Origin of the sequence: Streptomyces antarcticus (genome assembly GCF_026627255.1) — a bacterium.
In the GTDB taxonomy this organism is placed as follows: Bacteria; Actinomycetota; Actinomycetes; order Streptomycetales; family Streptomycetaceae; genus Streptomyces; species Streptomyces antarcticus.
This window is the reverse complement of record NZ_JAPNLM010000003.1, coordinates 448,595-468,930: the sequence shown is the minus strand read 5'-3', so window position 1 is coordinate 468,930 and position 20,336 is coordinate 448,595. Positions and strand designations below refer to the sequence as shown.

The 20,336-nt window shown below is 74.8% G+C and carries 17 protein-coding genes; 3 read left to right on the top strand and 14 right to left on the bottom strand.

Annotated features, from left to right (window positions below; all coding sequences use genetic code 11):
* Positions 1-41: 41 nt before the first annotated feature.
* Together OTB16_RS07900 and OTB16_RS07895 are read right to left on the bottom strand one after the other, a co-directional pair.
* Positions 42-1,598 carry an acyl-CoA synthetase gene (locus OTB16_RS07900; RefSeq protein ID WP_267719209.1) on the bottom strand — a complete coding sequence of 519 codons (1,557 nt, stop codon included), beginning with the start codon at positions 1,596-1,598 and terminating at the stop codon, positions 42-44.
* 36 nt (positions 1,599-1,634) lie between these two features.
* Positions 1,635-2,741 (bottom strand): nitronate monooxygenase, encoded by a 1,107-nt coding sequence (locus OTB16_RS07895; protein ID WP_267719207.1) that lies wholly within the window; start codon positions 2,739-2,741, stop codon positions 1,635-1,637.
* A gap of 149 nt (positions 2,742-2,890) precedes the next feature.
* Between OTB16_RS07895 and OTB16_RS07890 the strand changes: the two genes are divergently transcribed.
* Complete coding sequence (locus OTB16_RS07890; protein ID WP_267719206.1) at positions 2,891-4,870, top strand: serine hydrolase domain-containing protein; 1,980 nt, start codon at positions 2,891-2,893, stop codon at positions 4,868-4,870.
* A 31-nt stretch (positions 4,871-4,901) separates the two neighbouring features.
* Here OTB16_RS07890 and OTB16_RS07885 read toward each other — a convergent pair whose 3' ends face one another.
* Positions 4,902-5,597 (bottom strand): TetR/AcrR family transcriptional regulator, encoded by a 696-nt coding sequence (locus OTB16_RS07885; protein ID WP_267719205.1) that lies wholly within the window; start codon positions 5,595-5,597, stop codon positions 4,902-4,904.
* A gap of 79 nt (positions 5,598-5,676) precedes the next feature.
* Here OTB16_RS07885 and OTB16_RS07880 point away from each other — a divergent pair, with 79 nt between their 5' ends.
* Both OTB16_RS07880 and OTB16_RS07875 read left to right on the top strand, forming a co-directional pair.
* A complete protein-coding gene (locus OTB16_RS07880; protein WP_267719204.1) occupies positions 5,677-6,909 on the top strand; it encodes an FAD-dependent monooxygenase in 1,233 nt (410 codons plus the stop codon).
* Between the two features lie 74 nt (positions 6,910-6,983).
* Positions 6,984-7,433 carry a nitroreductase family deazaflavin-dependent oxidoreductase gene (locus tag OTB16_RS07875; protein ID WP_267719203.1) on the top strand — a complete coding sequence of 150 codons (450 nt, stop codon included), beginning with the start codon at positions 6,984-6,986 and terminating at the stop codon, positions 7,431-7,433.
* 8 nt (positions 7,434-7,441) lie between these two features.
* On the opposite strand, the gene OTB16_RS07870 is transcribed toward OTB16_RS07875, so the two are convergent.
* The 11 genes from OTB16_RS07870 to OTB16_RS07820 form a co-directional block, all read right to left on the bottom strand.
* A complete protein-coding gene (locus OTB16_RS07870; protein WP_267719202.1) occupies positions 7,442-9,037 on the bottom strand; it encodes a phytoene desaturase family protein in 1,596 nt (531 codons plus the stop codon).
* Complete coding sequence (locus OTB16_RS07865) at positions 9,034-11,277, bottom strand: serine/threonine-protein kinase (RefSeq protein WP_267719201.1); 2,244 nt, start codon at positions 11,275-11,277, stop codon at positions 9,034-9,036. The genes OTB16_RS07870 and OTB16_RS07865 overlap by 4 nt, the downstream gene beginning before the upstream one ends.
* On the bottom strand, positions 11,259-12,302 hold the full coding sequence (locus OTB16_RS07860) for an oxygenase MpaB family protein (protein WP_267719200.1): 1,044 nt from the start codon (positions 12,300-12,302) through the stop codon (positions 11,259-11,261). Before OTB16_RS07860 ends, OTB16_RS07865 begins: the two co-directional genes overlap by 19 nt.
* A gap of 120 nt (positions 12,303-12,422) precedes the next feature.
* Positions 12,423-13,226, bottom strand: a complete 804-nt coding sequence (locus OTB16_RS07855; protein ID WP_267719199.1) for an anti-sigma factor — start codon at positions 13,224-13,226, stop codon at positions 12,423-12,425.
* On the bottom strand, positions 13,226-13,834 hold the full coding sequence (gene sigK, locus OTB16_RS07850) for an ECF RNA polymerase sigma factor SigK (RefSeq protein WP_267719198.1): 609 nt from the start codon (positions 13,832-13,834) through the stop codon (positions 13,226-13,228). Before sigK ends, OTB16_RS07855 begins: the two co-directional genes overlap by 1 nt.
* A 151-nt stretch (positions 13,835-13,985) precedes the next feature.
* Complete coding sequence (locus tag OTB16_RS07845; protein WP_267719197.1) at positions 13,986-14,408, bottom strand: hypothetical protein; 423 nt, start codon at positions 14,406-14,408, stop codon at positions 13,986-13,988.
* A gap of 136 nt (positions 14,409-14,544) precedes the next feature.
* Entirely contained in the window at positions 14,545-15,657 is a 1,113-nt protein-coding gene (locus OTB16_RS07840) for an ABC transporter substrate-binding protein (protein WP_267719196.1), read from the bottom strand.
* 194 nt (positions 15,658-15,851) lie between these two features.
* Positions 15,852-17,042: an acyl-CoA dehydrogenase family protein gene (locus tag OTB16_RS07835; protein WP_267719195.1), complete on the bottom strand. Its 1,191-nt coding sequence runs from the start codon at positions 17,040-17,042 to the stop codon at positions 15,852-15,854.
* A gap of 282 nt (positions 17,043-17,324) precedes the next feature.
* Positions 17,325-18,161, bottom strand: coding sequence for a class II fructose-bisphosphate aldolase (locus OTB16_RS07830; protein WP_267719194.1), 837 nt, complete (start codon positions 18,159-18,161; stop codon positions 17,325-17,327).
* The gene (locus tag OTB16_RS07825; protein WP_267719193.1) at positions 18,158-19,060 is read right to left on the bottom strand and encodes an SIS domain-containing protein; all 903 of its coding nucleotides are present in this window, start codon (positions 19,058-19,060) and stop codon (positions 18,158-18,160) included. The genes OTB16_RS07830 and OTB16_RS07825 overlap by 4 nt, the downstream gene beginning before the upstream one ends.
* A gap of 350 nt (positions 19,061-19,410) precedes the next feature.
* A complete protein-coding gene (locus OTB16_RS07820; RefSeq protein WP_267719192.1) occupies positions 19,411-20,325 on the bottom strand; it encodes a LysR family transcriptional regulator in 915 nt (304 codons plus the stop codon).
* Between the last annotated feature and the right edge of the window lie 11 nt (positions 20,326-20,336).

Genomic DNA, 20,336 nt, shown 5'->3' with positions numbered 1-20,336 from the left:
CGATAGGCGCGCTTCCGAGTGGCTGACGCGGTCCCCTCGCGTCACATCGCCCGGTCGTGCCCCTCCCAGTACGGTTCGCGAAGGCGGCGCTTGTAGAGCTTGCCGTTCGGGTCGCGCGGCATCGTCTCGATGAAGTCGACCGACTTGGGGCGCTTGTAGCCCGCCAGGTGGCGTTCGCAGTGGTGCAGGATCTCGGCGGCGAGGGCGTCACCGGCCTCGAACCCCTCGGCGGGTTCGATGACGGCCTTGACCTCCTCGCCCCAGTCGGCGTGGGGGATGCCGAAGGCGGCGGCGTCCGCGACGGCCGGGTGGGTGAGCAGGGCCGACTCGATCTCGGCCGGGTAGATGTTCACGCCGCCCGAGATGATCATGTCGATCTTGCGGTCGCGGAGGTACAGGTAGCCCTCCTCGTCCATCAGCCCGAGGTCGCCGACCGTGAAGAAGTCCCCGATGCGGTTCTTCCTCGTCTTGCCCTCGTCCTTGTGGTAGCTGAAGCCGCCGGTGTTCATCTTGATGTAGACGGTGCCCAGTTCACCCGGGAGGAGCCGGTTGCCGTCGTCGTCGAAGACGGCGAGTTCGCTGATGGGCCAGGCCTTGCCGACGGTTCCCGGCTTCTTGAGCCAGTCCTCGGCCGTGGCGAAGGCGCCGCCGCCCTCGCTCGCCGCGTAGTACTCCTCCACGCACCGGCCCCACCAGTCGATCATGGCCCGCTTGACGTGGTCGGGGCAGGGCGCCGCCCCGTGGATGGCGTGCCGCATCGAGGAGACGTCGTACGCGTCCCTCGTGTCCTGCGGGAGGGCGAGGAGCCGGTGGAACTGCGTCGGGACCATGTGGGTGTGCGTGCAGGCGTGGTGGTCGATCAGGCGCAGCATCTCCTGCGGGGTCCACCGGTCCATCAGGACCAGCGGGTGCCCGATGTGCAGGGCGGCGCCCGCGAACTGAAGGACGGCCGTGTGGTAGAGCGGCGAGCAGACCAGGTGGACGTTCCCGTCGAAGGGGCGGATGCCGAAGATGCCGAGGAAGCCACCGAGGTACGTTTCCTCCGGGAGCTTGCCGGGCAGCGGCCGGCGGATGCCGCGGGGGCGGCCGGTGGTGCCGGAGGTGTAGTTCATGACCCAGCCGAGCGTGCGCCCCTCCGGGGGAGTTCCGGGCTGCCCGTCGAGCAGTTCGGCGTACGCCCGGAAGCCCTCGACGGCTCCGACGGCGTACCGCCGGCTCGCGGGCAGGGCGGCCTCGTCGGCCGCGGCGGTGGCGGCGTCCGCGAAGCGCTCGTGGGCGACGAGGACCTTGGCGCCGGAGTCGGAGACGATCCAGGCGATCTCGGGTCCCACGAGGTGGTGGTTGACGGGGACGAGGTAGAAGCCGGCCTGGGCGGCGGCGAGGTAGGCGGTCAGGAACTCGACGCCGTTGGGAAGGACGACGGCGAAGACGTCGCCCTCCTCCAGTCCGGCGGCGCGCAGGCCGTGGACGAGGCGGTTGACGTCCGCGTGCAGGCGGCCCGCGGACCATTCCTCGCCTTCCGGGGTCACCAGCACCGTGCGCTCCGGGTCGGCGGCGGCCTGGGCCCAGAAGCCGTTGGGGGGCTGCTTGTCGGTCATGCTGCTGCTCGCTCCTCTGGGTCCGGTACCGCCCGCTCAGGCGCGGCCGGCGATGCGGGTGATGCGGTCGATGGCCTTCTCGAATCCGCTGGTGAGTTCGTCGAAGACGGCCTGGACACCGCGTTCGGCGTTCATCCGGCCGACGATCTGGCCGACGGGGGTGCCCAGCAGCGGCTGTACCTCGTACTTCTGGATGCGCGAGACGGCCTCGGCGACGAGCAGGCCCTGCAGGGGCATGGGCAGGGCCCCGGGCCCCTCCGGGTCGTCCCAGGCGTCGGTCCACTCGGTGCGCAGCTGGCGGGCGGGCTTGCCGGTCAGGGCGCGGGAGCGGACGGTGTCGCCGGAGCCGGCGGCGAGGAGCTTCGCGGTGAGGGCCCGGGAGTGGAGGTCGGCCTCGGTGGTGGTGAGCCAGAGCGAGCCGAGCCAGGCGCCCTGCGCGCCGAGGGCGAGTCCGGCGGCGATCTGCTCGCCGCTGCCGATGCCGCCGGCGGCGAGGACCGGGAGCGGGGCGACGGCCTCGACTATCTCGGGGACCAGGACCATGGTGGCGATGTCACCGGTATGGCCGCCGGCCTCGTACCCCTGGGCGACGACGACGTCGATGCCGGCCTCGGCGTGGCGGCGGGCGTGCTTGGCGCTGCCGGCGAGGGCGGCGACGAGGACGCCGTGGTCGTGGGCGCGGGCGACGACGTCGGCCGGCGGGGAACCGAGGGCGTTCGCCAGGAGTTTGATGGGGTAGTCGAAGGCGACGTCGAGCTGATTGCGCGCGACCTGTTCCATCCAGCCGGTGATCCGCCAGCCGGAGGCCTCGCCCTCGGCGAGCTCGGGCACGTGGTGCTTGGCGAGGGTGTCGCGGACGAACTGGCGGTGCCCCGCCGGGATCATGGCCTCGATGTCGGCCTCGCTGATGCCGTCGACGGCCTTCTTGGCGGGCATGACGACGTCGAGGCCGTAGGGCTTGCCGTCGGTGTGCTCCTGCATCCAGTCGAGGTCGCGCTTGAGGTCGTCGGGTGCGGTGTAGCGGACCGCGCCGAGCACGCCGAAGCCCCCCGCGCGGGTGATGGCGGCGGCGACCGCCGGGAAGGGAGTGAAGCCGAATATGGCGTGCTCGACTCCCAGTTTCTTGCTCAGCTCCGTCTCCATGGGCGGCAGGATGCCGCAGCCCGGCATCCGAGGGAAGAGATTTTCTGATGCGGTGTCAGATTCTTTGCGGGCCGGCCGGTGCGGAGGTTGGGCGGCGGGTGGGCAGATACCCACTAGCGTGCGGCGCAGCCACGAACAGGAGGCCGGACATGGGCGGTACGGGGGACGAAGCGGCGGACCGCCCGGCGGGCACCGGCACCGGACGCGGGACGGACCACCCGGCGGGCACCGGGGCCGAACACGGGACGGACCACCCGGCGGGCACCGCAGCCGGACGCGGGGCGGGCGGGTCGTGCGGGGCCGCGGCCGGGGCCGCCGCCCGTGAGGGTACGGCCGGAAAGGACGGTGGCGGGCTGAGCCGGCGGCGGCTCGGGGCCCGGCTGCTCGCGCTCGGCGGGGTACTCGTCCTGCACGCGGCCCTCCCCGGGGCCGCCGGGGCCACCGGTGGCCCGGCCGAGCGGCGCGCACTCCAGGGGCTGCGGTTGCGGTACGGGTCCGCGCGTCAGGCCGGGCTCCTGGAAAAGCACCTCGAGGGGGTGGCGGACGAGGCACGGCGGTTCCTGGGCCCCTCCCCCGAACACCCCTACTACGCCGGCGCCGTGGTCCTCGCCGGGCGCGGCCGCACCATCGCCCTGCACCGCGCCATGGGTGACGCCGTCCGGTACTCCGACTACGACGGACGGACCGACCGGGTCCGGGAGTTCCCCGCCGCCGAACGGATCGCGATGGCCGAGGACACCGTCTTCGACCTGGCCTCGCTGACGAAGCTGTTCACCTCCATCCTCGCGGTCCAGCAGATGGAGCGGGGCCGACTGGAGCTGGAGGCGCCGGTGCGGCGCTACCTGCCGGAGTTCACGGGCGGCGGGAAGGAGATCATCACCGTCCGCCAACTCCTCACGCACACCTCGGGGCTGCGTTCGTGGGCACCGTTCTACCAGGAGTCCACACGCGAGGGTCAGCTGCGACTGCTGTGGTCCGTGCGGCCGCAGGAGACTCCGGGGACCGTGTACCGGTACTCCGACCTGAACCTGATCACGCTCCAGCTGCTCCTGGAACGGATCACCGCTCGCACTTTGGACGTCCTGCTCCACGACGAGATCACCGCTCCGCTCGGGATGCACCGCACTCGTTACAACCCACCGCTCTCCTGGCGCCGGGTCACCGCCGCCACCGAGGTGCAGCGCCCGCCCTGGTCCGGCCTGGACCGCGGCCTGGTGTGGGGCGAGGTCCACGACGAGAACGCGTACGCCCTCGGCGGCGTCGCGGGCCACGCCGGCGTCTTCGGCACCGCCTGGGATCTGGCCGTTCTCGCCCGCACCCTGCTCGACGGCGGTGCGTACGCCGGCCGGCGCATCCTGCGCCCCGCCTCCGTCGAGCTCCTCTTCACCGACTACAACACGGCCTTCCCCGGCGACGACCACGGCCTGGGCTTCGAGCTCTACCAGCACTGGTACATGGGCGCCATGGCCACCCCGCACTCCGCCGGTCACACCGGCTTCACCGGGACCTCCCTCGTGTTGGACCCCTCCACGGACTCCTTCCTGATCCTCCTCGGCAACTCCGTGCACCCCGTCCGCACCTGGCGGGCCGGCAGCGCGCCGCGCGTGGCCGTCGGCAACCGCTTCGCCCGCGCCGTCCCGGTCCGTACGCGGCACGGCGGCGCGGCCTGGTTCTCCGGCACCGTTCCCGGCGGCTCCGGCACCCTCACCCTGCCGCCGCTCACCCCGGCCACGGACGCCGCCCGGCTGCGGTGCGCCGTGTGGTGGGACACCGTCCCCGGCGAGGGCGCCCTCCACCTGGAGGCCTCGCCCGACGGGGAGACCTGGCAGGCACTGCCGTTCAGCACCGTCCGGTCCACCGGCGGAGCCCCCGAACCGTGGCCGCGCGGCTCGGCCGGCGGCTGGTCCGGCCGCGTCTGGCACCGCCTCGAAGCCCCGCTGACGGCGGCGTGGGCGGGCCGGGAGGTCCACCTCCGCTTCCGGCACAGCTCCACCGGCCGGTACGCCGGACGCGGGATCTACGTGGACGTCGTACGCGTGGCGGAACCGGCCGGCCTCCTCTTCACGGAGGACCGCCCGGCGGACGCCACCCGCCTCCGGGCCACGGGCTGGACCCGTTCTCCGGACTGAGGCCCGCCGGACGGGACTTCGACGGCGCGGCCTATGCTCCGGCACTCAGGGCCGCGTCGAGCATGCGGCGTGTGGTGCGGGTGAGTTCGGCCGGGTCCGGGGCCGGGCGGGAGTGGGCGAGGGCTCCCGCGAGCCGGTCGTAGAGGATCCCGTCCGTCCAGGCCGCCAGCAGCTCGGCGGCCTCCTCGGGCCGTTCCGCGCCGAGCGCGGCGAGGACGGCCGCGGCCCGGGCGCGCGCGGCCCGTCCCGCCCGCTGGAGCTCGGGCTCCAGGTCGGGGCTGCGGGCCGCTTCCAGGCTGAGTTCGAAGCGGGCCAGCTGGCGCTCGCGCCCGACCGTGAGCCAGCGGTACAGCAGCCCGGCGAACAGCGACGCCGCAGCCTCGCGGTCCGGCGGCACCGGCGGCTCGGCCGGCGGGCCCTCGCCGCCCCCGCCCCCGTCGTACTCCGCGAAGTCGAGCTCCACCAGGCGCTGGTAGCAGGCGCCGATCAGCGCCGTCCGCGTACGGAAGTAGTACGAGGTGCTGCCCGCCGGCAGCCCCGCCGCTGCGTCAGCGGCCCGGTGGGTGAGGCCCCGGAGCCCGGCGGAGGCCACAAGGCCGATCGCGGCGTCCGCGATCAGCGTCCGCCGGTCGGAGGCCGGCGCAGCCGGCTCGGGCTGCGAAGGGGCCGGATGGTCCGGTGAGCGGTGGGGGTCCGGAGGGTGTGCGGGGCGTGGGCGGCTGGACATGACGTCACTCTACAGATGTAGAGTGCGAAGCGAACCCTCTACACATGTAGAGGACCCAGTGAGTGGGCAGGAGCACGTCATGGCAGAGGTACGGCGTCATGCGGTCGTGGCGGGTGCCGGGATCGGCGGGCTCACCGCCGCCCTCGCTCTGCACCGCAGCGGCTGGCGGGTCACCGTCTGCGAGCGGGCGCCCGGCCCCACCGCCGTGGGCGCCGGGATCGTCCTCGCCCCCAACGCCCTGCGCGCCTTCGACACCATCGGCTTCGACGCCACCCGCGCCGCGGGCAGGGCCGTCCCGGCCGCCATGGGCCTGCGGCGCCCGGACGGCCGCTGGCTGAACCGCGCCGACACCGCGGCGATGGCGGCCCGGTACGGCCGGCCCCCGCTCGCCGTGCACCGGGCCGCGCTCACCGACGCGCTCGCGGCCGCGCTGCCCGCCGGCACCGTCCGGTACGCCACCGCCGTCACCGCCGTCACGGCCGTCGACCGCGCGGACGGCACCGAAGGCCCGGATGCGGCGGACGGCGCGGACGGCAGCAGCCCGGTGGTCCGTACGACCGCCGGCGACCTCGCCGCCGACCTGGCCGTCGCCGCCGACGGCATCCACAGCCCGCTGCGCCGCCTGCACTTCCCGGACCACCCCGGCCTGCACTACGCCGGCGAGACCGCCTGGCGTACGGTCCTGCCCGCAGGCGGCGCCGCCGACGCGTCCGCCGCGGAGACCTGGGGGCGCGGCGAGCGCTTCGGGATCGTTCCCCTCACCGACGGCCGCACCTACGTCTTCGCCACCGCGGTCGCCCCCGAGGGCTACCGCCCGCCCGACGTGCGCGCCGAGCTCCTGCGCCGCTTCGGCACCTGGCACGACCCCGTCCCGGCGCTCCTGGAGCGGATCGACCCCGCCGACGTGCTCCGGCACGACCTCTACGACCTGGCCGCACCGCTCCCCCGCTACCACCGGGGCCGCCTCGTCTGGCTCGGCGACGCCGCGCACGCCATGACCCCCAACCTCGGCCAGGGCGGCTGCCAGGCCGTCGAGGACGCCGTGGTCCTCGCCCACCTTCTGAGCGGAGCCGCCGCGTCCGGCGTGCCGGCCGCCCTGGCCGCCTACAGCGCGGCCCGGCGCGCGCGCACCGACGCCCTGCGGGTCCGGTCCCGCCGCGCCGGCCGGGTCGCCGCCCTCAGCCACCCCCTCGCGGTGGCCGTCCGCGACCTCGCCGTGCGGGCCACCCCGGCGGGTGTCGCGCGCCGGGCGATGGACGACCTCTTCGACGGCTTCACCCTTCCCGCCGTCACCCCGGCACCCGGGGAGTAGACACCGTGCCCGCGGGCACGCGTACTCGTTGGTTACGTTCGTTGACCGTTCAACACGAAGGCAGGCCGAGGCGCATGACCAACGACATCGACTGGGACCACCCGACCGACCCCAAGCCGGGCACCTGGCAGCTCGACCACGTGAAGCTGTACGTGAGCACGAACGGGGCCGACGGCCACCACTGGAACGGCACCCAGACCCTCCTGCTCACCACCGTCGGCCGGGTCTCCGGCAAGCCGGTACGCACCCCGCTCATCTACGGGGAGGACGGGGGCCGCTACCTGGTCGTCGCGTCCAAGGGCGGCGACGCGGCGCACCCGCTCTGGTACCGGAACCTGACCGAGCACCCCGAGGTCCGCGTCCAGGTCGGGCCGAAGGTCCTCCAGGGCACGGCCCGCACCGCGACCCCCGAGGAGCGGGAGGCCTACTGGCCGCTGATGGTCGGGCACTGGCCCGCGTACGACGAGTACCAGAGCAAGACGGACCGCGAGATCCCCGTCGTGGTCATCGAACCGACCGGCTGAGGCGCGGTTCAGCGTTCCAGCACGGCCATCGCCGCGTTGTGCCCGGGGACCCCGCTGACGCCGCCGCCCCGCACCGCCCCCGCGCCGCACAGCAGGACGTTGCGGTGGGCGGTCTCCACGCCCCAGCGGCCGGCGTCCGCGGCGTCCCCCGCCGCGTACGGCCAGGACAGGTCCCGGTGGAAGATGTGGCCGCCGGGCAGGCGCAGTTCGCGCTCCAGGTCCAGCGGGGTCTTCGCCTCGATGCAGGGCCGGCCGTCCGCGTCGAAGGCGAGGCAGTCGGTGATCGGCTCGTCGAGGTGGGCGTCCAGCTGCGCGAGGGTCGCGGTCAGCAGCACCTCGCGCGCCTGCTGGTTGTCCTTGCGGAACAGCCGGGCCGGGGCGTGCAGGCCGAAGAGGGTGAGCGTCTGGTACCCCTGCTCCACGAGCTCCGGCCCGAGGATCGTCGGGTCGGTCAGCGAGTGGCAGTAGATCTCCGAGGGCGGTACGGACGGCAGTTCGCCCGCTGCGGCCTCCGCATACGCCCGGCCCAGCTCGGCGTACCCCTCCGCGATGTGGAAGGTGCCGCCGAACGCCTCGCGCGGGTCGACGGCCGTGTCCCGCAGCCGGGGCAGCCGCCGCAGCAGCATGTTGACCTTGAGCTGGGCCCCCTCGGGCGCCGCCGGCTCCGGGGTCTCCCCGAGGAGTTCGGCCAGGGCCCGCGGCGAGGCGTTGACCAGGACCGTGCCTCCGGCGACCCGGCCCTCCCCCGTCGCCGTGCGGAACACCACCTCGGCCGGGCCGGTGCCGTCCGTGTCGATCCGCAGGACCTCGTGCCCGGTGGCGATCTCCGCCCCGGCCGCCCGCGCCGATCCCGCGAGGGCCTCCGTCAGGGCGCCCATGCCGCCCACGGGCACGTCCCAGTCCCCGGTTCCGCCGCCGATGACGTGGTAGAGGAAGCAGCGGTTCTGGGCGAGCGAGGGGTCGTGGGCGTCGGCGAAGGTGCCGATCAGCCCGTCCGTGAGGACGACGCCGCGCACCAGGTCGTCGGCGAAGTGCCGCTCCACCGCCTGCCCCAGCGGCTCCTCGAAGAGCATCCGCCAGGCCGCGTCGTCGTCGATCCGGGTCCGCAGCTCCTCGCGGGTGGGCAGCGGCTCGGTGAGCGTCGGGAACACCTTCCCGGCGACCCGCCCGGTGGTCTCGTAGAAGGCGCGCCAGCTGTCGTACTCCCGGTCCGAGCCGGTCAGCCGCGCGAAGGACTCCCGGGTACGGGCGTCGCCGCCGCCGACGAGGAGGCCGCCGGGCCGGCCGCCGCGTGCGGTCGGCGTGTACGAGGAGACCGTGCGCCGGCGGACCGAGAACCGCAGGTCCAGGTCGCGCACGAGCTTCGACGGAAGGAGCGAGACGAGGTAGGAGTAGCGCGACAGCCGGGCGTCCATGCCGGTGAAGGGACGGCTGGAGACGGCGGCGCCACCGGTGTGGCCGAGCCGCTCCAGGACCACCACCGAGCGGCCCGCCCGGGCCAGGTACGCGGCGGCCACCAGGCCGTTGTGCCCGCCTCCCACGATCACGGCGTCGTAGACGGCTTTGTCGAACACGGTCCGGCCGGAGCTCCGCGAGGTCGTCATGGCTCTTGGTAGCACACCTGCCCGAGCCGCTCCAGACAGTACGCCTCGTCGGCGTGGGCCAGCGCCGTGTCGGGATGCTCGTCGCCCTGGGCCCGCTCGCGGATGCCCGCGAGGTCCCGGTAGACGGGCAGCGCCTCGTCCCAGCGGCCCAGCCGGCCGAGGCCCGCGGCGAGTTCGCGGCGGCTGACCAGGGTGTCCGGGTGCTCGGCGCCCAGCGCCCGGGCCCGCGCGTCGCCGACCTCCCGGGCCTCGGCCACCGCCTCCTCCCAGCGGTCGAGGCGGCCCAGGTTGACGCCGAGGACGTGCCGGGCGCGGAGCGTCTCCGGGTCGGCGGTGCCGTACGCGCGGGTGCGGTCGCGGACCAGCGCCCGGAACAGGTCGAGGGCCTCGGAGGGGTTCCCGGTGCGGCCGAGCGCGATGCCGGCCTCGTAGCGCGCGGCCAGGGTGTCGGGGTGGTCGCGGCCGAGCACCCGCTCCCGTACGGCGGCGACCTCGCGGAACACGCCGAGGGCCTCCCGCCAGCGCTCCAGGCGGCCGAGCGCGTACGCCACCTCGTAGCGGGTCAGCAGCGTGTCCGCGTGCTCGGCGCCCAGCACCGCCGCCCGGTCCGCGGCGGTCTCGGCGGCGGCCGTGTGCGCCTCCGCGAACCGGCCCAGGGCCCCCAGGGCGCAGGCCAGGTTGTGGCGGCAGCGCAGCGTGTCGGGATGGCGCGGGCCGGTGGTCCGCTCGCGGGCCACGAGCACCGCGCGGTAGATCCCGTACGCCTCCGTGTGGCGTGCGAGCCGGCCGAGTTCGTACGCGGTCTCCTGGCGGGCGGCGAGCGTGTCGGGGTGGTCGGGGCCGAGCACGCGGGCGCGCCCGTCGGCCACGGCCTGGTAGACGGCGAGCGCTGCCTCGGGCCGGCCGGCCCGGCTGAGGGCGAAGGCGCGGGTGTGGCCGGCGGCGAGGGCGTCGACGCCGGTCTCGCGCGGGCCGGGCAGACGCGGCACGCCGTACTCCACGGTGAGGCGCGGGTCCTCGGCGGGCTCGGGGCGGACGATCCGGTGGGCTCCGGCCGGGTCCTGGGCGGGGGCCGGGGGGAAGTCCGGATTCCGGACCGGGTCGGCGGGCGGGCCGTCCCCGGAGCGGGGCGCGCCTGCGGGGTGCCCGGGGGCGGGATGCCCGCCGGCGGGGTGGCCGGGGGCGGAATGCCCCGGGGCGGGATGCCCGGCGGCGGGATGCCCGGCGGCGGCGCCCGCCGTGCGGGCGGCCGTCCACGAGCCGGTGAGCACGGCCCACTCGCCGCTCGCGCGGCGGGCCTCCATCCCGGCCTTGCGGCCGGCGGTCATGCTCCGGGCCCACCCCGGGAGCGGGGCCTGGGCGCCGGGCAGCCCGCCGGGGCCGACCCGGGCCTCGACGAGCCGGCGGTGCAGGTGGCGGGCGTCGCCCGGCCGGTCCTCGGGGCACTTGGCGAGCAGGTCCAGGACCACCTGCTCGAAGTAGCCGGGCAGCTCCGGACGGTGTTCGCGCAGCGGTACGGGCACGTTGTCCCGGTGGCCGACCAGCACCGACCAGGAGTCGCCGAGGTCGAAGGGCGGGGCTCCGGTGGCGATCTCGTAGAGGACGCAGCCGAGGGAGTACAGGTCGCTGCGGTGGTCGACCTCGCCTCCCGCGATCTGCTCGGGCGACATGTAGTGGGGGGTGCCCATGGCCACGCCGCCGCCGGTGAGTTTGGCGGTGAAACCGATGTCGTGGGCCAGCCGGGCGATGCCGAAGTCGCAGATCTTCACCGTGCCGTCGGTCAACCGCATGATGTTCGCCGGCTTCAGGTCCCGGTGGACGACGCCCTGGTCATGGGTGTAGCCCAGGGCGGCGGCCAGCTGCTCGGCGATGTCGACGACGACGTCGACGGGCAGCGGGCGGGCCTCGTTGTCCTCGAGGAGCTGGCTGAGGTTGCGTCCTTCGAGCAGTTCCATGACCAGGTAGAGGCAGCCCCCGGCGGCGCTGTCGTCGCCGAAGTCGTGCACGACGGTGACGCCCCGGTGCTGGAGCGCCGCCGCCACCCGCGCCTCGCGGCGGAACCGCTCGCGCAGCACCTGGGTGAAGTGGGCGTCCTGTTCGGCGCCGATCGGCTTGAGGCACTTCACGGCGACCTGCCGGCCCAGCGACTCGTCGCGGGCGCGCCACACCTCGCCCATGCCTCCGCGCCCGATCAGATCGAGCGACCGGTACCGGCCCTGGATCAGTCTGGACTCCGCCATGTCTTGAAGCCGCCCCCGTCGTCGTGCCACGCCCTCCCCGGCCCGTCCAGTATGGCCGCTGATGTGCGCAGTGTGTACGTCGAGGGGCGGCTCTCCGGGCCCATGCGGCGCATCGCTTTCAGAATGTGACCTGGCGGCAGCTGCCAGCGCAGACCTGCGGGAATGCTGCGCAAGGTGAGGCCCGTGAGGCGCAGGCGCCGGGTGGTGCTGAGTGGGGCGGGTGCGGGGCGTCCGTACAGCCGGTGCGCCCAGCCGGGGAGGGTCGCGTACGCGAGTCCGGCCAGCGGCCCCCACAGCAGGTTTCGGCCAGGTACGAGCAGGGGGTGGATCGGCGGTCTGCGCAGGAAGGTGTCCACGGCGCGGGCGTCTGCGCCCGCGGCGAGCCCGGGACGGACCGCCTCGAAGTAGGCGGCCATCCCGGCGGTGTCGGCGGGGACGCCGGCCGGGTCGAGCCCGACGAGGCGGGCGCCGGCCCGGTTCTCGTCGACGTAGCGGTCCGCCTGGGCGGGGGTCAGGGGGACGCCCGAGCGGCGCAGGACGTGCAGGAAGCTGTCGATCTGGGCGCAGTGGATCCAGAGCAGCAGCTCCGGGTCGTCCACGGGGAACCGTTCGCCCGTGTCCGGGTCGGTGGCGGTGAGCATGCGGTGGATCCTGCGGACGCGGGCGCCGGCGCGTTCGGCGGCCTCGGTCGTGCCGTAGGTGGTGGTGCCGACGAAGTCGGCCGTACGCAGGAGGCGCCCCCAGGCCTCGGCGCGGTCCCCCTTGCCCCCACGAGCCCCACGCTCCCTACGAGCCGCACCATCCGCACGATCCCGACGAGGTCCCCTCGATTCGAACACCGTGCTGTTCTCCACGACCCCGCGGACGGCGCGCGGGTGCAGGGCCTGGAGGTACAGGGCGCGGACCCCGGCGATCCACATCACCGGATCGCCATGGCACTGCCAGGTGACGGACCGCGGGCCGTACAGCCCGGGGTCGGCGCCGCCGCCGTGCTCGCCGTACGGGGCTCCGGCCGTCGCTCCCATCCGCTGTCCTCCCGCTCGGCTCGGTTCGCCGGCCCGGCCGGCGCCCTCCGGTCCTACCCGGCGCCGCCCCCTCCTACCCGCCCGGCGCCCGTGCCGAAGGGGCCCGGCCGCGGGAACCGGTCAGGCCGGGATGTCGATCAGGCCGATGGGCGAGCTGGTGGGCTGCGCCGAGCCGCCGGCGGGCTCGACCGTGATGCCGAGGGCGGTGGCCTGCTCGACGGGCCCGTCCAGCAGTTTGATGTGCCAGTTCCCACGGCCGGTCAGGGTCCCGGCCGAGCGGGGCCTGCCCGCGTCGTCGTACCAGAGCTCGTACACCTGGTCCGAGGTCAGTTCGGGCAGCCCCGACGCCATGAACGCGGCCCGGCTCTCGTCCCGGGAGACAACGACGCACCCGGTGGCGCCGTCGCCGAAGTCGGCGGTGCCGATCCTGGCGTCGGGAGCGGCCAGCACCTCGGCGAGCTGCGCCGCGGGGCCGGCCCGGCGGAGTTCCGTACGGGCCTCCGAGGCCTCCTGGTGCTGCCAGACGGCGATCCCGCCGAAGGCGGCCGCGGCGGCCAGGGACGCGGCCAGGGCCCAGCGCAGCGGCGCGCTCGATCCACCCCGCCCGGCCGGCCGGGGAACGGCGGCGGCCCGTCCCCAGAGCGGGGGCCGCGCCCCTGCGGCCGGGCCCGGGCGGCGGTCGCCGCGGCCGGTCTCCTGGGCCGTGCCCGCGACCTGCTCCAGTACCCGGTCGCGCATCCCCGGCGGTGGCGCGATCCCCTCGGTGGCGCAGAGCCGGGTCAGGACGGGCATCAGGGCGATCAGCTCGCGCCGGCAGCTGTCGCAGCCCGCCAGGTGGTTCGCGAACGCGCTCTCCTCGTCCGGCGGCAGTGCGTGCAGCAGGTAGGCGCCGAGGGTCGCGTGCGGCTCGGACGCGGTGCTCATCAGGACGCCTCCAAGCATGCGCGCAGCCGTTGGAGTCCGTCGCGGAGCCGGGATTTGACCGTGCCCTCCGGCGACGAAAGCGAGCGGGCCACCTCCCGGTAGGTCATCCCCTGGTAGAAGGCCAGCAGGACCGCCTCCCGCTGGACCTCGCTGAGCGCCGACAGGCACCGCCTCACCTGGGCGTACTCCTCCCGCTCTTCGACCTCCGCCGCCACCTCGTCGAAGGGGGTCGTCCGGTCCAGCAGGGCGGCCTTCCCCTCCCGCTCGCCCCGGGCCCGTACGGCGCGCACGCGGTCCACGGCACGCCGGTGGGCCAGCACCAGCACCCACGCCTTGGCGCTGCCCAGCTCGGGGCGGAAGCGCCCCGCCGTGCGCCACACCTCGATCATCACGTCCTGGGTCACCTCCGCCGCCTGATCGGCGTCCCGCAGTACGCGGCAGACCAGTCCCATCACGGGGACGGTCAGCGCGTCGTACACCCGGGCGAACGCCTCGCGGTCGCCGTCGGCGGCCAGCAGGAGCTGGGCGTCGAGGTCCCCGGCCTCCCCGGATCGGGAATCCTCGGGTTCGCCGGGCGGCTCCGCGCCTTCGCCTGCCGTGTCCGCCATCCGACATCCAGTGGTCGTCCGAGTGCAGCACCGGACTTCCGATCCCACCACCATTCGGGAGCGGCCGCATCCGGGGAGGGCTCCCGCGCAGCGAGGGCCCGCGGGTGCGGGCCCTCGTGGACCGTCCGTCGTGCCCGGGGAACGAGCTCCGTCAGCGGTGCCCGTTCCAGCAGACCCACTGGCCCTGGACCCAGTGCTTGTCCCAGTGCCCGGGGACGTACACCCACTTCCAGTGGCCGTTGTGGCCCCGCCAGTCGTTGTGGCCGCCGTAACGGCTGTCGTCCCTGCGGTCATCGCCCTTGCGGTAGTCGCCCTTGTGGTCGCGGTCACGGTTCCAGTCGTAGCCCTTGACCCACTTCTTCTCCCAGTGGCCCTTGACCCACTGCTTGTCCCAGTGCCCCTTCTTCCAGTGGCACTGCTTGCCGTGGTCGCGATCCCCGCTGACGGCGGTCGCCACGGACGTCGCGGGGGCCGCGACGGCCGGTGCCGCGGCGCCGAGCGCCGCACCGCCGACCAGCATGCCCGTCGCGGCCGCGGCGACGGCCACGCGCCTGATCCGGATGGGGACGGTCATGGATCCCACCTCCTGGCCCCCGCTGATGCGAGAGCAGTGACTGCTGTGACACAAGTAATTCGGAACGGATCGCCCCCTGGATGGAGGAAAAGTTCAGAAATATGCCTTTCGCCCCAGAATCTGATGCCGTGCCCGCTCAGCCGGTGTGAAGGATCCGGAAGCGACCGGGTTGCGCCGGATCCCGGTCGACGACCTGTACCGGCGCCCCGGCCCACTGCCACACGCCGGTGCCCGGCGTACGGGAGAACCGGATCTGCCCGCGGGTGCCTTCGACCGCGACGCGCGGCCAGGACGCGCCGATGCCCGCCCGGTCCGTGCCGTGGGAGCGCAGCACGTCGGCGAGGACGGCGACGGTGTCGTAGCCCTCGAAGGCCACGAAGGAGGGCTCTTCGGCCAGCCGCTCGCGCAGGGCCGCCCCCACGCGTACGCCGAGCGGGCCGAGCCGCTCGGGCAGGTAGCGCAGGAAGGGGATGGCGGCGCCGGCGCCGCCCGGCAGCGCCGCCCACCCGGCGAACTCCGGCTGCCCGGCCGGAGCGCCGATCAGGATCTCGCGCAGGCGCCGGTCGCGGCGGACGGCGGTGACGATCGGCACGGCCGGCTCCGGATGGCCGGCCAGGAGGAGGAGCGCCGTGGTGCGGCGGGCGACGAGTTCGTCGCACAGGGCCGTCGGAGAGAGCGTGCGCGCGTCGAGTTCGTCGACGGTGGCGCCGCGCGGGACGAGGCGGTCCCGCAGGATGCGGGCACCGGACGCCCAGTAGACGCTCGGCTCGGCGGCCACGGCGATCCGGCTGTGGCCCGCGCCGAGGAGGAAGTCCGCGTAGATCCGCCAGCCGCGGGACTGCGGCGGGGCGAGGCGCGCGACCCGGTCCGCCGGCTGTTCGGTGAGCGCGTCGAGCACCGCCGACGAGCAGAGGAACGGCAGGCCGAGGGCGTCGGCCCTGGCGGCCGCGGCGCGGGCGACGACGCTGTGGTACTCTCCCGCCAGGGCGACCGCGCCCAGGCGGGCCAGCTCGTCCACGGCCGCCGCGGCCCGGCGCGGATCGGCCGCGGTGTCCCGGACCACCAGCTCGAGTGGTCTTCCGCCGATCCCGCCGGCGGCGTTGGCCTCGAGAACGGCCAGTTCGAGTCCGGCGAGCAGGTGCCGGCCCGCCTCGGTCCAGCCGGGCCGGGTGAGCGGAACGAGAGCGCCGAGCCGGACGGATGATCCGTCAGCCCGCGCCGCTTCGGATGCCGGGGGTGGCGTACTCATGCGTCGGCGTCTCCGGGTGCGCTGGGCGGCGGCGGTGGTCTGTCCGGACATTGCATCCGCCACCAGCGCCGAGGGGCAACCGGTTATCGACGCGCCGAACCGCGCGCTCGCGGGCCGGCGCCCTCCCGGCGGCCACCACGACGCACCACGACGCACCACGGCGTCCCGGCGCGCTCCCCCGGCCGGGCGCACCGTCAGCGGCGCACCCGGGGCATGCCGAGGCCGATCCAGGAGATGATCTCCCGCTGGATCTCGTTGTTGCCACCGCCGAAGGTGAAGATCACGGCGCTGCGGTAGCCCCGTTCCAGCTCGCCGTGCAGGACCGCGCCCGCCGAGCCGTCCTTGAGGGAGCCCGCCGCGCCGACGACCTCCATGAGCCAGGCGTACGCGTCGCGGCGGGCCTCGGAGCCGTACACCTTCACCGCCGAGGCGTCCTGCGGGGTGAGGCTGCCGGCCTGGACCGCGTTGACCATCTGCCAGTTGAGCAGCTTCATCGCGTCGAGCCGGGCGTGTGTGCGGGCCAGGCGGCCGCGTACCCAGGACAGGTCGATCACCCGGCGGCCGTCCGCGAGCTTGGTCCCGGCGGCCCAGCGCTGGACGTCGTGCAGGGCCCGGATCGCCATCGTGCCGTGGGCGGCGAGGGTGACGCGCTCGTGGTTGAGCTGGTTGGTGATCAGCCGCCAGCCCTTGTTCTCCTGGCCGACGCGGCGGGTCGCCGGGACGCGGATGTTCTCGTAGTAGCTGGCGGTCGTGTCGTGCGAGGCGAGGGTGTTGATGAGGGTGCAGGAGTAGCCGGGGTCGGACGTCGGCACCAGCAGCATGGTGATGCCCTTGTGCGCGGGGGCGTCCGGGTCGGTGCGGACGGCGAGCCAGACCCAGTCGGCGGTGTCGCCGTTCGTGGTCCAGATCTTCTGCCCGTCCACGACGTACGTGCCGCTCTCCTCGTCGCCCTCCCGGACCGCCTTGCACTTCAGGGCGGCGAGGTCGGTGCCGGCGTCCGGCTCGCTGTAGCCGATGGCGAAGTCGATCTCGCCGGCGAGGATCTTCGGCAGGAAGTGGGCCTTCTGCTCCTCCGTGCCGAACTGCATGATCGTCGGTCCGACGGTGTTGAGCGCCATCAGGGGCAGCGGCACGACGGCCTGGGCAGCCTCGTCGAAGAAGATGAACTGGTCCATCGGGGACATGCCCCGGCCGCCGTACTCCTCGGGCCAGCCGACGCCGAGCCAGCCGTCGGCGCCGAGCCGGCGGATGGTCTCCCGGTAGAAGCGCTTCTGGGCGGCCGGGTCCTCGTAGCGGGCGTAGACGTCCTCAGGCACCAGCTCGGCGAAGTAGGCACGCAGCTCGGTGCGCAACTGCTGCTGCTCAGGCGTGTATTCGAGGTGCACGGCCCCTCCGGGAGTCTCGCGGCCCAGCCGGCCGCCACTGTGACGGCGGGGGCAGACTAGAACCTGTTTCAAGAATCCGGAAGGCCGGTGGCCGGGGTTTCCCCGCGGCGGGGGACTCGGGCACGCGCTCCGGCGGGCCCGTCCGGCGAACAGGGGCCGACGGCGGCCGCGCCGCCCCGGGTGCGCGGTCGCGCCGCCCCTGGGTGCGCGGCCGCGGTCCACCTGGTGCGCGCGGCCGCGGTCCCCTTGCCGCACGGACGCCGGTCTCCGCCGCCGTGCCGGTCAGTTGAGTGCGCCGATCATGGCTTCGGCGGTCACCGCCATCGCGGCCCGGGCGGCCGTCAGGTACGGGCGCGGGTCCGCCGGGGTCAGGTGGGCGCGGATGGCCCCGGTCATGGCCACGTTCAGCGCGGTGCCGATGTTGACCTTGCGGATGCCGCCCGCGACGGCGGCGGCGAGCTCGCCGTCCGGCAGCCCGGAGGAGCCGTGCAGGACGAGCGGTACGTCGACCGTCTTGGCGAGCCGGGCCAGCAGGGCGTGGTCCAGGGTGGCGGTCCGGCTGGTCATCGCGTGGCTGCTGCCGATGGCGACGGCCAGTGCGTCCACCCCGGCGTCGGCGACGAACCGCCGGGCCTCGTCGGGATCGGTACGGGCGCCGGGCGCGTGGGGGTCCAAGGGCGCGGCGCCGTTCTTGCCGCCGACCTCGCCGAGTTCGGCCTCGATCCACAGCCCGTTGGCGTGCGCCCAGTCGGCGGCGGAGCGGGTCGCCTCCAGGTTCTCGCCGTACGGGAGGTGCGCGGCGTCGTACATCACCGAGCTGTAGCCCGCGTCGCAGGCCTGGCGGAGCAGGTCGGTGCTCTTGACGTGGTCCAGGTGCAGTCCGACCGGGACGCCGGCGGCCTCCGCGCAGGCGGCGGCGGCGCGGGAGATGGGGAGGAGCCGGCCGCCGCGGAACTTCACGGCGTTCTCGCTCAGTTGCAGGATGACGGGCAGTCCGGCGGCTTCGGCGCCGGCGACGACGGCCTCGGCGTGCTCCAGGGTGATGATGTTGAAGGCGGCGACGGCGCGCCCGGCGACGGCGGCCTCCAGCACGAGCGCGCCGGCGGGGACGAGGCTCATCGGACCGCCTCCTCTCCGGCGGTCAGGATCACCGAGCGGGTGAGGTGGCGCGGCGCGTCCGGGTCCAGTTGCCGGTGGGAGGCGACGGCGAGGGCGAGGCGGTGCACCCGGACCAGTTCGGCGAGCGGGTCGAGCCGTCCGGCCACCCACTGGGAGCCGGTGGCGCGCACCTGCTCGGCGAGTCCCTCGGGAGCCTCGTCGAGCGACCAGGTGACGGTGCCGGGCCCGGAGACGCTGATCGGCCCGTGCCGGTACTCCATCGCGGGGTAGGACTCGGCCCAGGACAGCGAGGCCTCGCGCATCTTGAGGGCGGCCTCGTGCGCGAGCCCGACGCTCCAGCCCCGGCCGAGGAAGGTGAACTGCCCCCCGGTGTCGAGTCCGGTGGGGAGCGGCTCGGCGAGGGCGGTACGGGCGTCGGCGACCGCGGCCGCGGAGTGCAGCCCGGCGTGGGCGCGGAGCAGGGTGAGGGCGGTGGTCGCGAACCGGGTCTGTACGACGGACCGTTCGTCGGCGAAGTCGAGGACGACGACGTCGTCGGCGAGGGTCGTCACGGGGGTGGCCGGATCGCCGATGACCGCGGTGGTGGGCACGCCCGCGTCCCGCAGCCCTGCCAGCAGGTCCAGCACCTCGGTGGTGGTGCCGGACCGGGTGAGGGCGAGCACCCGGTCGTAGCGGCGGTGGCGCGGGAACTCGGAGGCGGGGAAGGCGTCGGTCTCCCCCTGCCCGGCCTCCTCGCGCAACACGGCGGCGGCCTGGGCCATGTAGTACGAGGTCCCGCACCCGACGATCGCGGTACGCTCCCCCGGCCGCGGCAGCACCGCCCGCCGCGCGGGGGCCAGTTCGGCGGCCCGCTCCCAGCATGCGGGCTGTGTGCCCAACTCGTACGCCACGTGGCTCATACAGGCTCCCTCGTTCGGCAAGCGACTCTGGATGCGTATTTCTGCAAGATATCGCGCACTTTCGCGCAACTTCAAGCATCAACGGGGTGCCCGGCCGCGTTGTTTCGGAGCGCGGGCCGAGGGAGACCGTGCAGGGGGCCGGCGAAGGGGGCGGCACCCGGCCTCGGAGCCGCAGGAAGGGCCCGGCCCGGCTCTGATACGGATCCGGCGGCGGGCTGCGGGGTACTGCCGTGCGAGGACGAGCGCGAATCGCGGGCCGCCGGAGGGGGGACCCGGTCGCACCACACGCCAGAGCGGGCCGGGGAGACGGCGGCCGCGCGCGGTCCGCCGTCGGACCGCCGGCGGGTGTTTCAGTGGGCCGGCAGGCGCTCCGACTCGCGGACCAGGGCGGCCAGCACCGGGGCGATCAGGGGGTGCGACTCGGCGCCGCGCCGGGCGGCGGCGAAGACCCGCCGGGTGGCGGCCGGGCCGGTGACGGGGCGCACCCGGACCTCCTTGAGGTCCATGCCCCGCAGCGCCGAACGCGGTACCAGCGCCACCCCGGCGCCCGCGCCCACCAGCGCCGTCACGGCCCGGAAGTCATCGGAGGAATGCGCGAACCGGGGCTGGAACCCGGCCAGTTCACAGGCCAGGAGCGTCACGTCGTGACACGGGTTGCCCGGGTACTGGCCCACCCAGTCCGCGTCGGCGAGGTCGGCCAGGCAGACCGCGGGCAGGTCGGCGAGGGGGTGTCCCGGGGGAAGCACCGCGTCGAAGGGTTCCGCGTACAGGGGGACGACGGACAGCCGCTTGTCGTCCGCACCCGGCCCGCCCCGGTACTCCACCGCGAGCGCCACGTCGGCCTCGCCGTCCAGCAGCATCGGCAGGCTCTGGTCCCCCTCGGCGTCCCGCACGCGCAGCCGGATGCCGGGGTGGTCCAGGGAGAGGCGGGAGATCGCCGGGGCGAGGACCTCGGCGATGCCCGTCGCGAAGGCGGCCACGGTCACCGACCCCGCCGTGCCGCCCGCGTAGGCCGCGAGTTCGGCCTCTGCCCGCTCCAGCTGGGCCACCACCTCGTGGGCGTGCCCGAGAAGGATCTCGCCGGCCGCGGTGAGCCGCACCCCGCGGCCGCTGCGGGTGAGCAGCACGTGGCCCGTCTCCTGTTCCAGCGCCGCGAGCTGCTGGGAGACGGCCGACGGGGTGAGGTACAGGGCTGCGGCCGCGGCGGTCACCGTACGGTGGTCCGCCACGGCGCGCAGGATGCGCAGCCTGCGGGGGTCGATCACCCCTCCATTGT